The organism is Pseudomonas sp. LBUM1672, assembly GCF_059695655.1.
Window position 1 is genome coordinate 1,510,822 of the sequence record NZ_CP166781.1, and the last position, 13,997, is coordinate 1,524,818.

At 61.7% G+C, this 13,997-nt stretch carries 10 protein-coding genes and 1 pseudogene; 10 read left to right on the forward strand and 1 reads right to left on the reverse strand.

Going from position 1 to position 13,997, the window contains the following annotated elements:
• Positions 1 to 8: 8 nt before the first annotated feature.
• Positions 9 to 1,970, reverse strand: coding sequence for an oxidoreductase (locus ACA053_RS06805; RefSeq protein ID WP_497394794.1), 1,962 nt, complete (start codon positions 1,968 to 1,970; stop codon positions 9 to 11).
• A gap of 270 nt (positions 1,971 to 2,240) precedes the next feature.
• Here ACA053_RS06805 and ACA053_RS06810 point away from each other — a divergent pair.
• From ACA053_RS06810 to ACA053_RS06855, 10 genes and pseudogenes are all read left to right on the forward strand, one after another.
• Positions 2,241 to 2,399, forward strand: a pseudogene (locus ACA053_RS06810) (ABC transporter substrate-binding protein); the annotation flags it as partial.
• An 84-nt stretch (positions 2,400 to 2,483) separates the two neighbouring features.
• A complete protein-coding gene (locus ACA053_RS06815) occupies positions 2,484 to 3,263 on the forward strand; it encodes a class II aldolase/adducin family protein (protein WP_497394795.1) in 780 nt (259 codons plus the stop codon).
• A 169-nt stretch (positions 3,264 to 3,432) separates the two neighbouring features.
• A complete protein-coding gene (locus ACA053_RS06820; RefSeq protein WP_109628416.1) occupies positions 3,433 to 4,080 on the forward strand; it encodes a TetR family transcriptional regulator C-terminal domain-containing protein in 648 nt (215 codons plus the stop codon).
• A gap of 92 nt (positions 4,081 to 4,172) precedes the next feature.
• Positions 4,173 to 4,889, forward strand: a complete 717-nt coding sequence (locus ACA053_RS06825; RefSeq protein ID WP_109628417.1) for a response regulator — start codon at positions 4,173 to 4,175, stop codon at positions 4,887 to 4,889.
• A gap of 5 nt (positions 4,890 to 4,894) precedes the next feature.
• The gene (locus tag ACA053_RS06830) at positions 4,895 to 5,668 is read left to right on the forward strand and encodes a substrate-binding periplasmic protein (RefSeq protein WP_109628418.1); all 774 of its coding nucleotides are present in this window, start codon (positions 4,895 to 4,897) and stop codon (positions 5,666 to 5,668) included.
• Positions 5,665 to 7,929, forward strand: coding sequence for an ATP-binding protein (locus tag ACA053_RS06835; RefSeq protein ID WP_497394796.1), 2,265 nt, complete (start codon positions 5,665 to 5,667; stop codon positions 7,927 to 7,929). Before ACA053_RS06830 ends, ACA053_RS06835 begins: the two co-directional genes overlap by 4 nt.
• A gap of 190 nt (positions 7,930 to 8,119) precedes the next feature.
• On the forward strand, positions 8,120 to 9,532 hold the full coding sequence (locus ACA053_RS06840) for an amino acid permease (RefSeq protein ID WP_497394797.1): 1,413 nt from the start codon (positions 8,120 to 8,122) through the stop codon (positions 9,530 to 9,532).
• Between the two features lie 332 nt (positions 9,533 to 9,864).
• Positions 9,865 to 10,656, forward strand: coding sequence for an enoyl-CoA hydratase/isomerase family protein (locus ACA053_RS06845; protein ID WP_497316234.1), 792 nt, complete (start codon positions 9,865 to 9,867; stop codon positions 10,654 to 10,656).
• Positions 10,657 to 10,708: 52 nt separating this feature from the next.
• Positions 10,709 to 11,869, forward strand: coding sequence for an acyl-CoA dehydrogenase family protein (locus ACA053_RS06850; protein ID WP_497316236.1), 1,161 nt, complete (start codon positions 10,709 to 10,711; stop codon positions 11,867 to 11,869).
• A gap of 18 nt (positions 11,870 to 11,887) precedes the next feature.
• Positions 11,888 to 13,987 (forward strand): acetate--CoA ligase family protein, encoded by a 2,100-nt coding sequence (locus ACA053_RS06855; protein ID WP_497394798.1) that lies wholly within the window; start codon positions 11,888 to 11,890, stop codon positions 13,985 to 13,987.
• Positions 13,988 to 13,997 lie beyond the last annotated feature (10 nt).

The following is a 13,997-nucleotide window of genomic DNA, read 5'->3' on the forward strand; positions in this document are numbered from 1 at the left end:
AAACAGCCTCAAAGCGTCCAGGCGACTTTCAAACCCTCGTAGATGGCTTCTTCGGCGGTGCGCGGAGCGAGGCAGTCGCCGATGCGGCGAAATTCCACCAAGCCTTGCAGTTCGGCGCCGAGAGTATCAACGGGTTGATGGCCCTGGCAGAGCACCAGTGTGTCGATGTCTTCGAAGAGCATCGGTTCGCCGCTGGCGGTGTGTTGCAGGTAGACGGTGTTGTCGTCGCAGCCGTACAGGCGGGCGTAAGGGGTGATCGGGATGCCGAGTTTGTGCAGCTCGCCGGCCAGTTGATCGCGCACGTACAGCGGCAGGTTTTCCCCGCAATGGGTGCCGTTGACGGCGAGTTGCACCTGGTGCCCGGCGCGTACCAGGCGTTCGGCGATGCCGGGGCCGATCCAGTCGGCGCGCCAGTCGACGACCACCACGGAGCGGCCGATTTGCACTTCATCGCGCAGCACTTGCCAGGCATCCACGACCTGCAATTCGCCGCCACGCTCGAAGGCTGGCCAATACGGTTCGGCGCCCGTAGCGACGATCACCATGTCCGGGCGTTCGCGTTCGACCAACGCTCGATCGACCCGGGTGTTGCGCACGACGCGCACGCCGGCCAGTTCCATTTCCCGCTGCAGATTGGTGCTCGCGCCACCGAATTCAGCGCGTCGAGGCAGCAATTGCGCCAGCAGAACCTGACCGCCGAGTTGCGAGCTGGCTTCGTAGAGGGTCACGTCATGTCCGCGCTGGGCGGCGACGGCGGCGGCTTTCATCCCGGCCGGGCCGCCGCCGGCGATCATGATGCGTTTGCGTTGGGCGGTTGGTTGCCGCTGGCCGAAGATCAATTCGCGTCCGGTTTCCGGGTGCTGGATGCAGGAAATCGGCAAGCCTTTGTGGAAGTGCCCGATGCACGCCTGGTTGCAGGCAATACAGGCGCGCACATCCTCGACGTGGCCGGTGTCGGTTTTGTTGGGCATTTGCGGGTCGCAGATCAGCGCGCGGGTCATGCCGCACACATCGGCCTGGCCGCGAGCGAGGATCAGTTCGGCTTCCTGCGGTTGGTTGATGCGCCCGGTGACGAACAGTGGAATCGACAGCCCGGCCTTGAAGGTTCCGGCTTCCTTGGCCAGATAAGCGGCTTCGATCGCCATCGGCGGCACGATATGCACCGCACCACCCAACGACGCCGAGGTGCCGGCGACGATGTGCACGTAATCCAGAAGCGGTTGCAGGGATTGCACGGCGGCCAGGGATTCATCCTCGGTCAGACCTTCGGGATCGCGTTCATCGGCGGAGATGCGCAAGCCGATGATGAAGTATTCATCAGTGTTCGCGCGCACGGCAGCGATCACTTCGCGCAGGAAACGCAGGCGCTGTTCCAGCTCGCCGTTGTAGCCATCGGTGCGACGGTTGACCCGCGGATTGATGAATTGCGCCGGCAGGTAACCGTGGCTGGCGACCACTTCCACACCATCGATTCCGGCCTGATACAGGCGTCGGGCCGCTGCCCCGTAACCGGAGACAATCTCATCGATCATCGCTTGATCCAGCGCCCGAGGCATCACCCGAAACCGCTCGTTGGGCACCGCCGACGGCGAGTAAGCGACAGCGAGCAAGCCATCGCTGGATTCCATGATTTCCCGACCCGGATGGAAAATCTGCGACAGCACCACGGTGCCGTGAGCGTGGCAACTGTCAGCGATTTTTCGATAGCCCTCGATGCAAGCGTCGTCGGTGGCCATCAGCACGTGTGAGGTGTACCGCGCGCTGTCATGCACACCGGCCACTTGCAACACGATCAGCCCGACACCACCCTCGGCCCGCGCGGTGTGATAGGCGATCAGTTGCTCGTTGACCAGGTTGTCGGTGGGCATCGAGGTGTCGTGACCGCTGGACATGATGCGGTTTTTCAGGCGTTTGCCGCGCAGCTGCAAGGGTTCGAACAGATGCGCAAAAGCAGGGGACGAGGTCGGCATGGGACGGGTACTCCAGGCAGGCTGAAGCCGAAAGGCCGGGTTTTCGGCGTTGTTATTATTTGCCTATAGAAATTTACCTGTAGTAAAAAATCAACTTGTTTTTTTACTATGGCTCGCAGTAGATTCATTTGGCGCCCAGACCTGGGGCGAACCTCACAACAATAAAAAAGGGTCACGTGGACGTTATTCGCGTAGCACCTGCAAGAGGAACCACTGATGAAATCGAATACGCTCAAGCACGGTTTTTATCCCTTGTTGCTCTCCCTGGCCATGGGCCTTGGCAGCGCTCAGGCAGCGCCGGACAGGGTAGTGGGTTACGGCGGCGCCGGCCAGAAAGCCCAGGATGTGGCGTTTTTCCAGCCGTTCAGCGTCGCGGATCAGAGCAAGCTGATCCAGAGTGAATACAACGGTGAGATGGCCCGGATCAAAGCAAGTAATCCGTAAGCGGCTGGACGTTTCACCGCGTCCGGCCTTACTGTTTTGCGCAGTCGATCAGCCTGGAGAACCACAACAATGAACGAGATCGCCAACCACCTGCGCAGCGCGACGGAACAGCGTCTGCGCGAAGAGCTGGCCGCGTGTTACCGATTGATCGCGCACTTTCGCATGACCGATCTGATTTTCACCCACATCTCGGTGCGCCTGCCGGGGCCTGAACATCACTTTCTGATCAATCCGTACGGGCTGATGTTCGATGAAATCACCGCGTCCAATCTGGTGAAAATCGGTCTTGATGGTCGTGCCGTAGAGCCGTCGCCGTACCCGGTGAATCCGGCGGGATTTGTGATTCACAGCGCCATCCACGGTGCACGTGGAGATGCGCAGTGCGTGCTGCACACCCACACCCGATCCGGTTGCGCGGTCGCGGCGTTGAAATGCGGGTTGTTGCCGGTGAATCAGATTTCCATGGAGTTCTATGGTCGGGTTGCCTATCACGACTATGAGGGTGTGGCGCTGGACAAGAGCGAGCAGCAGCGTCTGGTGCAGGACCTTGGCGACAAACCGGTGCTGATGCTGCGCAATCACGGTTTGTTGACCGTTGGCGAGACCGTGAGCCAGGCCTTCTTGCGCATGTATTACTTGGAAAAAGCGTGTGAAATCCAGCTCGCCGCGCAGGCGGCGGGTGAGCTGGTTTTGCCGCCGAGCGAGGTATGCGAACACACCGAGCGTCAGTTCAATGATCCAGGCCGGCCGCTGGACGAAGGCGAGTTGAGCGACCCGGATGCCATGCAGTTGGCCTGGGCGGCGCTGTTGCGATTGCTTGAGCGGGTGGCACCGGGCTATCGGGACTGACCTGGGTTTTTGAATGGATGGGCTGACGCCATCGCGAGCAGGCTCACTCCCACAGGGTTTCTATGGCGTGCAACTGACTAGAGACTTGCCACCCTCTTGCTGTACAGTCGTTCAGCCCGCGGATTGTCTAGCCGCGCCCTAAATGATTGATCCACGGAGAGTGTCGCGCATGAGTCAGGAAGCCCGTTTTTCCCGCATGGAGCCGGAGTTGCGCAAGGCCAACCTGATCGAAGCCACGCTGGTTTGCCTCAAGCGCCACGGCTTCCAAGGCGCGTCGATCCGCAAGATTTCCGCCGAGGCCGGTGTCTCGGTCGGGTTGATCAGCCATCATTATTCCGGCAAGGATGAACTGGTGGCCGAGGCCTACCGGGCGATTACCGGTCGGGTCATGAGTTTGCTGCGCGAGGCGATGGAGCACGCAGCGCCCAACGCCCGCGAACGCTTGTCGGCGTTCTTTCGCGGGTCGTTCTCCGCCGAACTGCTCGACCCGCAGCTGATCGATGCCTGGCTGGCCTTCTGGGGCGCGGTGCGCACGGCGGAGTCGATCAACCTCGCGCACGAGCATTCCTACGGTGAGTACCGCGGCATCTTGCGCAAGGTCCTGACCGAGCTGGCGCAGGAGGAGGGCTGGGAAAACTTCGACGCCGATCTGGCCGCCATCAGCCTCAGCGCGTTGCTCGACGGTTTGTGGCTGGAGTCGGGCCTCAACCCCGGCACCTTTACCCCGGAGCAAGGCATTCAGATTTGCGAAGCCTGGGTCGATGGATTGCAGGCCGGCGGTCGCCAACGGTTTTGCGTCCAGACGACGGGCTGTTGATCGGTCGTTCAGCTGTCGATACTCTCTGGCGCCAAGGCAACAAAACACTCTAATAAGAAACACGCCTTCGGGCATACGCGGGACACCTAGCGATGACTCCTCGGGTACTGATCGTCGATGACGATCCGCTGATTCGCGAACTGCTGCATGCCTACCTGTCCCAGGAAGGTTATGAAGTCCACTGCGCGGCCACGGCGGAGCTGGCCGAAACCTTTCTGGCGACTCAGACGGTTGATCTGGTGATGCTCGATATCCGCCTGCCGGGCAAGGATGGCCTGACCCTGACACGGGAGCTGCGGGTCCGTTCGGAAGTCGGGATCATTCTGATCACCGGGCGCAACGATGAAATCGACCGCATCGTCGGCCTCGAATGCGGCGCCGATGACTACGTGATCAAACCCCTCAACCCACGCGAGCTGGTGTCCCGGGCGAAAAACCTGATCCGCCGGGTTCGTCACGCGCAGGAGCCCCAACCGGTAGCGGCCATCGCGAAACCGGTCAAGCAATTCGCCGACTGGGCGCTGGACACCGATCGGCGACGGCTGATCGACCCCTCCGGCAGCGAAACCCTGCTGACCCACGGCGAATACCAGTTGCTCAGCGTGTTCCTGCGCAACAGCGGCCACACCTTGAGCCGCGATCAATTGATGGACCAGATCCGCAACCGCGAGTGGGTGCCCAATGATCGCTCCATCGACGTGCTGGTCGGACGCTTGCGGCGCAAGTTGCACGACGACCCGGCCGAGCCGCAACTGATCATCACCATCCATGGCGCCGGTTACCTGTTCACCGCCAGCGTGGCGGCCTGAGTTTTATGTGGCGGGTGTTTGCGTTGCTGCTGGCGCTGGTCGCGGACAGCGCGATGGCGGCGGAAAAGATTCGCTACTGCGACTATCCGGTGTACCCGCCGATTTCCTGGAGCGACGGCAAACAGGTGCGCGGCCTGGCCCCGAGCGTGGTGAAAAACCTGTTCGAAAAACTCGGCTACGAAGTGGAAATCATCGTGCTCGGCAACTGGAAACGCTGCCTGCTCGACGCCGCCGAAGGTCGGGTCGATGTAGTGTTGGCCTACAACACCGCGCAACGCGAGCAGAGCATGATTTTTTCCACGGTGCCGGTGCTGCGTGAAGAGGTCGCGTTGTTCATCAATCGCCAGCGTCCGGTGAAATTCGAGCGTCTGGAGGACCTGGCCAATTACCGTGGCGGGCTGTTGTTCGGTGAAAGTTACGGCGTGGAATTCGACCGCCTGGTCGCACAACACCAGAACATCGAATGGGTCTCTGACAGCCGCCAGAACTTCGGCAAACTGATTCGCGGGCGCATCGACTTCATCACCTCGGAGCGACGCACCGGCGAGCTGTACGTCGAAAATCTGCCGGGCGCACAAGACATCGTCGCATTGCCCACGTCTTTGAGCGTGGACTACCTGCGGATTGCAGTATCACGCCATTCTCCTCTGGCCAGCCGCATGCCGGACATCGATGCGCAACTCCAGCGCATGGTCGATGCCGGAGAGGTCGACCGTTTGCTCAACGAAAGCGAAGTCACCTACCGCGACATGATCAACCTGCCGGCGAATTCGAAATGATCCGCGCTCGGCCCGGTGGACTGTTGCGGCGTCTGCTGCTGTTCATTCTGTTGTTCAGCCTGTGCTTCACCGTGCTGGCGAGTACCGTGCAGTTGTACTTCGAATACCGCCGCGAAATGCGCGACATCGACTCACGCATGGAACTGATCCGCGCCGGTTATCTGGCCAGTCTGGAGCGCAGTCTCTGGGATTTGAACCAGGAGCAATTGAATGTGCAGTTGCGCGGCCTGGTGGATTTCTCCGACGTGGCGCGAGTGCATCTGACCAGCCCTGATTTCGATCTGCTGCATGGCAGCGCGGACCCGGTCGGGCCGCTGCGCATCGAGCGTTTTCAACTGGAGTATCAGCCGCCGTCCGGGCCGTTGCGGCATTTGGGGCAGTTGGAAGTCAGCACCGACCTGGGCGCCGTGCATCAACGTTTGTACGCCACCGGTTTGACCAGCCTGCTGTGGATGAGCGTGTTTTTGTGCGGGCTGGCGGTGACGCTGTCGGGACTGTTTTATCGGCTGGTCACGCGGCACCTGCAAGTCATGGCCGGTTTTGCCCGACGCATCGCTGCCGGTGACTGGCACGAACCCTTGCAACTGGACAAACGCCGCAGCGCTGATGAGGACGAAATCGATACCGTGGCCCATGCGCTGGACGACATGCGCCGGGCGATTCTCAGCGACATTGACCGCCGGGAAAGCGATCGACTGGCCCTGCAAGACAACCGCGATGAACTACTGCGAAGGGTCGAACGCCGCACCGCCAGTCTGATGCGCGCCAAGGACGAAGCCGAAGCGGCCAACCTCGCCAAGTCGCGCTTTCTGGCGACCATGAGCCACGAGTTGCGCACACCGCTGAACGGCATTCTCGGCATGGCTGAATTACTGCGCGACGCCAACCTGAATGCGCGCGACGGCAAACGTCTGGATGCGCTGTCGAAGGCCGGCGAAGGGTTGTTGTCGATTCTCAACGAAGTGCTGTATTTCGCTCGACTGGAGGAGGGCGTCAGCCACCCGGAACCGGTCGACTTTTCCCTTCGGCGGTTGCTCGACGAGGTGCTGACGCTGCTGGAACCGCGCGCGCTGAGCAACGACACGACGCTGCACTGCCGGATCGATCCGCAGGTCGCCGACCGGCACCATGGCGCCGAACAATTCTTGCGTCAGGTGTTGAGCAACTTGCTGGCCAACGCGATCAAGTTCACCGAAGGCGGTCAGGTCAAAGTGGACGTTGCGCTTCTGGCTCCAGTCCCCGAACAAACCGGGCAACGCCTGCGCGTGAGCGTGACGGACAACGGCATCGGCATCGCTCCGGCGGTGCAGGAGAAGATATTCGAACGCTTCACTCAAGCCAGCGAGGAAGTGGCGCAACGCTTCGGCGGCACCGGGCTCGGATTAGCCATTTGCAAACATCTGGTGCAGCAGTTGGGCGGGCAGATCGGCGTTGAAAGTGACGTCGGGCGGGGTAGTTGTTTCTGGTTTGAGCTGACGTTGCAGCCGGCGTCTACCGGGATTGCCGAACTGCCAATGCACCACGAGCCCGGCCAGTCGATGAAGATTCTGGTGGTCGAGGACGTGGCGCTGAACCGCGAAGTGGTCAGCGGTTTGTTGCACCGGGACGGGCATCAGGTCTGGCTCGCCGAAGACGGCGAGCAGGCGTTGACGCAATGCGTCGGGGAGACGTTCGATTTGATCCTGCTCGATGTGCACCTGCCGGGCATCAGCGGCGTCGAGTTGTGCACACTGATCCGCCGTACCGAAGGCCCGAACCGCCACTGCCGAATCTTCGCCCTGACCGCCAGCGTGCAGCCGGCGCTGGTGCGCGGTTATCTGGATGCCGGGATGGACGGCATTCTCGCCAAACCGCTGAAGCTTGAGAGCCTGCGTCAGGCACTGGCCGGGCATCCACCCGCACCCGCGCCGCCGCTTGATGATGAGGCGATGGACTGGCCGCTGCTGGACACTCATCGCACCTTGCTCGGTGAGCAGAAACTCCAAGGCTTGCTGGCGGTGTTGCGTGATTCCATCAGCCAGCATCGCGAAGCGCTCACGGAAGCGTTCGAGGCCGACGATTGCACCGAAGTCGCTCATCTGGCGCATCGCCTGGCCGGCAGCAGCGACTCATTGGGCTTTCGGGCATTGGCCACTGTGCTGCGTGCGCTGGAAGAGGCCGCCCTGGCCAACGACGAGTCAAGGTTGCGGACATTGGCGCCGCAGGTTCATGCGCACTTGCAGCGTTCGCAACAGACGCTGGCCGAGTTGCTGCACCACTGACGTACAAGTTCGTTACGACTTTTTACAACTTCGATCTTTACGGTCAACGGGAGCTTACATGGCCTTCCAATAATCGAGGCAACCGCCACAGCGCGGTCTTCGAAGCTTATTGGAGATAATAATAATGAACTGCCGTAAAGCTGATCCCTCCTCGCGCCCCGCGCACCTTGCTGATTATTGAGGTGCGGACATGAGCGAATCTACCGAACGTAAAGGCATCCAACTGACCCGCGCTTTAAAGAGCCGGCACATTTTCATGTTGTCCCTGGGCGGCGTGATCGGCACCGGGCTGTTCATGGGTTCCGGGGTGACGATCAACCAGGGCGGGCCGGTGGGGGCGATTCTGGCTTATCTGGTCGCCGGCTTTCTGATGTACCTGGTGATGGTGTGCCTGGGCGAACTGTCCGTGCAAATGCCGGTGTCCGGCTCGTTTCAAACTCACGCTACCAAATTCATCGGACCGGCCACCGGCTTCATGATCGGCTGGGTGTACTGGATGAGTTGGGCGACCACCGTGGGCCTGGAGTTCACGGCGGCAGGCATGCTGATGGAGCGCTGGTTCCCGACCATTCCGATCTGGTACTGGTCGGCGCTGTTCGTGGTGGTGTTGTTCGGCCTGAATGCGCTGGCGACGCGCGCTTTTGGTGAGGCGGAATACTGGTTTTCCGGGATCAAGGTCGCGGCGATCCTTGGGTTTATCGTGGTCGGCGTGCTGGTGATTTTCGGCGCGATCCCGCTGACCAGCGGCGCACCGGCGCCGATGATGAGCAACCTGATTGGCGACTCGCTGTTTCCCAACGGCTTGTCGGCGGTGTTCGCGGTGATGATGACCGTCGTCTACGCCTTCCAGGGCTGCGAGATCATGGGCGTGGCCGCCGGCGAAACCGATCAGCCGGAAAAAAGCATCCCGCGCGCCGTTCGAAACGTGGTGTTTCGCGTGCTGATTTTCTATGTGCTGGCGATCGTGGTGCTGTCGGCAATCGTACCGTGGCAGCAGGCCGGGTTGATGGAAAGTCCGTTCGTGCAGGTGTTCGACATGGTCGGGATTCCTTATGCGGCTGACCTGATGAACTTCGTAATCCTCACCGCGATTCTGTCGGTGGGCAACTCCGGCCTGTATGCCTCGACGCGCATTCTGTGGGCGATGTCGAAGACCGGCATGGCGCCGAAAAGTCTGTCGCCGTTGAGCAAACGCGGCGTGCCGTTGCGGGCGCTGAGCATCACCTTGTGCTTTGCGCTGGTGTCGTTGATGACCAGTTTCGTCGCGGCGGACACGCTGTTCATGGTGCTGATGGCCGTGAGCGGCATGTCGGGCACGGTGACGTGGATCGTGATTGCGCTGGCGCAGTACAAGTTCCGCAAGGCCTACCTGCGCGATGGCGGCAAGCTCAGCGATCTGAAGTACCGCGCGCCGTGGTTCCCGCTGCTGCCGCTGACGTGTATCGCGTTGTGCTGTTCGCTGTTTGTGTTCCTGGCGCTGGATGAGACGCAGCGGCCTTCGTTGTATTGGGGGTTTGGATTTATCGCTGTGTGTTATGGCGCGTATTTCCTGATTCACCGCAAGCGTGAAGCAGTGTTGGCGCCGAGCTTACCGACCGTTTAAATCTTTGATTCAAAGCGCATTCCTCGTGGGAGCGAGCCTGCTCGCGATAGCGGTCGATCAGTCAGCAGAGATGTTGAATGTGAAGCCCTCATCGCGAGCAGGCTCACTCCCACCGTTGTTTGCGGCGGGCTGTAGGCAGTTGTTCAAAGTTGTAACAGCGCAGTCGTCGTTTGGCTGGATATCAGAACTTAAACCAACAAAATCAACTACTTAATAAGTAATCGCAGCTGTTACAGCCCATTCCTTCGCCAATTGCCGTCTTACTGAACACTCGTTTAGTATGGCCTCAAGTCGCATCACCTCATGCCAAACACAATAATTCGAGGATTCGCATGACTAATCACTCTTCTCTGCTCAGCCAGGTCGAAGCCGGCGTGGCCTGGATCACGCTCGATCGCCCCGATCAGCGCAACGCGCTGGACATCCCAACCCTGAAAAACCTGCACGCCTTGCTCGATGAGTTCAACGCCGATCCCGCCGTTCGAGTCGTGGTGCTGACCGGCAGCGGCCGCAGTTTCTGCGCCGGTGCCGACCTCGCTGAGTGGGCCGAAGCCGAAGCCCGTGGCGCCCTAGAAAGCTATGGCTGGACCGAAACCGCCCACGCACTGATGAGCCGTTTGTACAGCCTCGAAAAACCAACCATCGCCGCCATCAACGGCACCGCCGTCGGCGCCGGGATGGACCTGACGCTGTGCTGCGACCTGCGCATCGCCGCGCAATCGGCACGCTTCAAGGCCGGCTACACCAGCATGGCCTACTCGCCGGACGCCGGTGCCAGTTGGCATCTGCCGCGCCTGATCGGCACCGAGCAAGCCAAGCGCCTGCTGTTCCTCGACGAGTTGTGGGGCGCCGACCGTGCCTTGGCCGCCGGTCTTGTCGGCGAAGTCTGCGCCGATGATCAACTGCACGACGTGACCACTGAGTTGGCCACGCGCCTGGCCAACGGCCCGACGTTCGCTTTCGCCCAGACCAAAAAACTCATGCGCGAAGGCGCCCAGCGCAGCCTGCCGGAGCAACTGCAAGCCGAGCTCGCCGCCGGCCTGCTCTGCGGTCGCAGCAAAGACGGCGCCGAAGCCTTGCGCGCCGCCATCGAAAAACGCCCGGCACGTTTCAGCGGCCAATAGATCTGCCGGCTTGCCCGAACACCTACTCAGCACATGAACAACAGGTAGCCCCATGAATTTCCAACTGACCCAAGAACAAGAAATGTTGGTGGACGCGGTACGCAGCTTTGTCGCCAAGGAACTGCTGCCTCATGAGGAAGCGGTCGACCGCGCCGACGAAGTCTCCCCCGAATTGGCGGCACAGATTCGCGGCAAGGCCATCGCGGCGGGTTTCTATGCCTTCAACATGCCGGAAGAAGTCGGCGGTGGCGGCCTCGATTACCTGTCCCAGGCGCTGATCGAGCGTGAACTGTCCAAGGTCTCCTGGGCGCTGCATGTGTTCGTCGCGCGGCCGTCGAAAATCCTCATGGCCTGCACCGGTGATCAGATCAATGACTACCTGCTGCCGTGCATCCAGGGCGAGAAGATCGATTGCTTCGCCCTGACCGAACCGGGCGCCGGTTCCGACGCCAACGCGATCAAGACCCGCGCCGTGCGCGATGGCGATGACTTCATTCTCAATGGCAGCAAGCACTTTATCAGCCACGCCGGCCACGCCGATTTCGCCATCGTTTTCGCCGTCACCGACACCTACGAACACAACGGCAAGCAGCGCAACGCCGTGACCTCCTTCCTGGTCGACCGCGACACGCCGGGCATGACCATCCGCCGTGGTCCCAAGTGCGTGAGCAACCGCGGTTACCACACCTTTGAAATGTTCTTCGACGACTGCCGCGTCCCCGCCAACAAAGTGCTGGGCGAAGTGGGCAAGGGCTGGGACGTGGCCAACGCCTGGCTAACCGCCGGGCGGGTAATGGTCGCCGCCAACTGCGTTGGCCAGGCGCAACGCGCGCTCGACGTGTCGCTGCAATGGGCGGCGGATCGCAAGCAATTCGGCCAGCCGATCGGCACCTATCAAGGCATCTCGTTCAAGCTCGCCGACATGGTCACGCAGATCCGCGCCGCCGAGCTGCTGACCCTGCACACCGCCTGGAAAATGGATCAAGGCAGCATGACCGATGGCGAGGCCGGCATGGCCAAACTGTTTGCCAGTGAAGTGCTCGGCAAGGTCGCCGACGAGGCGGTGCAGATCTTTGGCGGCATGGGCCTGATGGATGAATGCCCGGTGGAACGCATCTGGCGCAACGCGCGGATCGAGCGCGTCTGGGAAGGCACTTCGGAGATCCAGCGCCACATCATTTCCCGCGAATTGCTGCGGCCGCTGCTGCGCTGACCGGTCCGGAGAACTTCTATGTCGCAGACGATTCGTGACAACCTCAAACGCATGCTCGCGCCGCGCCACGTGGCGTTTGTCGGCGGCCGCAGCATGGCTCGCGCGCTCAAGCGTTGCGCCGAAGGCGGCTACCTTGGCGAGATGTGGCTGGTCAATCCGCAGAATGACAGCCTTGAAGGCGTGCCGTGTGTGCGCAGCATCGCCGAACTGCCGTGCGGCCCGGACGCGGTGTTCATCGCGACCAACCGCGAGCTGACTCTGACCTGCGTTGCCGAGCTGGCCGCCAAGGGTGCGGGCGGTGCGATCTGCTACGCCTCCGGGTTCGCCGAAACCGGCGCCGAAGGCCAGGCCTTGCAGCAACAATTGCTCAAGGCCGCCGGCAACATGGCCTTGCTCGGCCCCAACTGCTACGGCTTGCTCGACTACCTGCACAGCTCCGCGCTGTGGCCGGTGGCCCATGGCGGCAAACCGGTGGAGAAGGGCGTCGCCGTCCTGACCCAGAGCGGCAACTTTGCCTACAACGTGTCCATGAGCGACCGCTCGCTGCCGGTGGCCTACATGGCCTCGGTGGGCAATCAGGCGCAACTGGGCATCGCCGAACTGATGGACGTGTTGCTCGACGAGCCGCGCGTCACCGCCATTGGCTTGCACCTCGAAGGCCTGAAAAACGTACCGGGTTTTGCCCGCGCTGCGCACAAGGCATTGGAGAAGGGCATCCCGATCATCGCCCTGAAAACCGGCGTGTCGCAGATCGGTGCCGAGCTGGCGCTCAGCCACACCAGCTCTCTGTCCGGTTCCGATGCGCTGTACGACAGTCTGTTTGCGCGCCTCGGCGTGATCCGCGTCAGTGGCCCGGTGAGTTTTGTCGAAACCCTGAAAGCGGCGGCGTGCGGCAAGCTGCCGGCGGGCAACAGCCTGATCGCGCTGGCCTGTTCGGGAGGTGACGCCGGGCTGATTGCCGACTACGCCGAACGCAACGACCTGAGCTTGCCGACACTCGATGAAGGTCAGCGCGGCGAGCTGGCGCACGTGCTGCCGAGCTACGCCAACCTGGTCAATCCGCTGGATTTCACCACGGCAATCTGGGGCGACGGCGAAGCCTTGAACCGCATGCTCGACAGCGCCCTGCGCACCGAAGCCGATGCGGCGATGCTGGTGCTCGATTACCCGTCGGAATTCACCGGCGAACGCAAGGAATGCGACCTGCTGCTGGAGCTGTATTGCGCCGCCCTGGTCCGCCACGGCAAGACCGGTTTTGTCACCTCGGCCTTCCCGGAACTGCTGCCGGCCCACGCCCGTGAGCGCCTGCATGCCCAAGGCGTGGCGGCGTTGCAAGGCGTCGAAGACGGGCTCGCCGCGTGGGGCCGAATTGCTGGCTATCAACGCAACCGTCAAGCGTTGCTGGCGCTCGGTGAATCGGCGCTGGTGCCGCACTGCCCGCTGGCGCTGGAAGGCGAAGGTCGCTTGCTCAATGAGTGGGATTCGAAAAAAGCGTTGCGCGCCTTCGGCCTGCAAACGCCCAACGGCGTATTGAGCACCCCGGACGAGGCATTGAGCGACGCCAACGCGCTGGGTTACCCGCTGGTATTGAAAGCGGTCAGTGCCCGACTGCCGCACAAAACCGAAGCCGGCGCCGTGGCGTTGAACCTCAAGGACGCCGCCGCCCTCAGCATCGCACTGGAAAAAATGCGCGCGAGCATTGCCGATTACGCGCCGCAGGTGCCGTTCGATCAAGTGCTGCTGGAACCGATGGCCAAGCCACCGTTGGCCGAATTGATCGTCGGCATCAAACGCGAAAACGACTTTGGCCTGGCGCTGGTCATCGGTGCTGGCGGGGTTCTGGTGGAGTTGCTCAAGGACAGTCGCAGCCTGTTGCTGCCGACCACCGACGGCGCCATTTGCCAAGCGTTGTTGAGCCTGCGCAGTGCCCCGTTGTTGCAGGGTTTTCGTGGGCGCGAAGCGGCGGATCTGGACGCGCTGGTGGCGGCGATTCGTGCGGTGGCCGATTACGCCTGCGAGAACGCCGGGCAGTTGCTGGAACTCGATGTGAACCCATTGTTGGTCGGTGCCCACGGCACGACTGCGGTCGATGCGTTGATTCGCCTCGGCCACGAATGAGGAAGTGAAC

Coding starts and splice junctions, on each gene's coding strand:
- ACA053_RS06805 (WP_497394794.1), bottom strand. CDS start 1,970: ATGCCGACCTCGTCCCCTGCTTTTGCGCATCTGTTCGAACCCTTGCAG.
- ACA053_RS06815 (WP_497394795.1), top strand. CDS start 2,484: ATGAACGAGATCGCCAACCACCTGCGCAGCGCGACGGAACAGCGTCTG.
- ACA053_RS06850 (WP_497316236.1), top strand. CDS start 10,709: ATGAATTTCCAACTGACCCAAGAACAAGAAATGTTGGTGGACGCGGTA.
- ACA053_RS06830 (WP_109628418.1), top strand. CDS start 4,895: ATGTGGCGGGTGTTTGCGTTGCTGCTGGCGCTGGTCGCGGACAGCGCG.
- ACA053_RS06845 (WP_497316234.1), top strand. CDS start 9,865: ATGACTAATCACTCTTCTCTGCTCAGCCAGGTCGAAGCCGGCGTGGCC.
- ACA053_RS06835 (WP_497394796.1), top strand. CDS start 5,665: ATGATCCGCGCTCGGCCCGGTGGACTGTTGCGGCGTCTGCTGCTGTTC.
- ACA053_RS06840 (WP_497394797.1), top strand. CDS start 8,120: ATGAGCGAATCTACCGAACGTAAAGGCATCCAACTGACCCGCGCTTTA.
- ACA053_RS06820 (WP_109628416.1), top strand. CDS start 3,433: ATGAGTCAGGAAGCCCGTTTTTCCCGCATGGAGCCGGAGTTGCGCAAG.
- ACA053_RS06825 (WP_109628417.1), top strand. CDS start 4,173: ATGACTCCTCGGGTACTGATCGTCGATGACGATCCGCTGATTCGCGAA.
- ACA053_RS06855 (WP_497394798.1), top strand. CDS start 11,888: ATGTCGCAGACGATTCGTGACAACCTCAAACGCATGCTCGCGCCGCGC.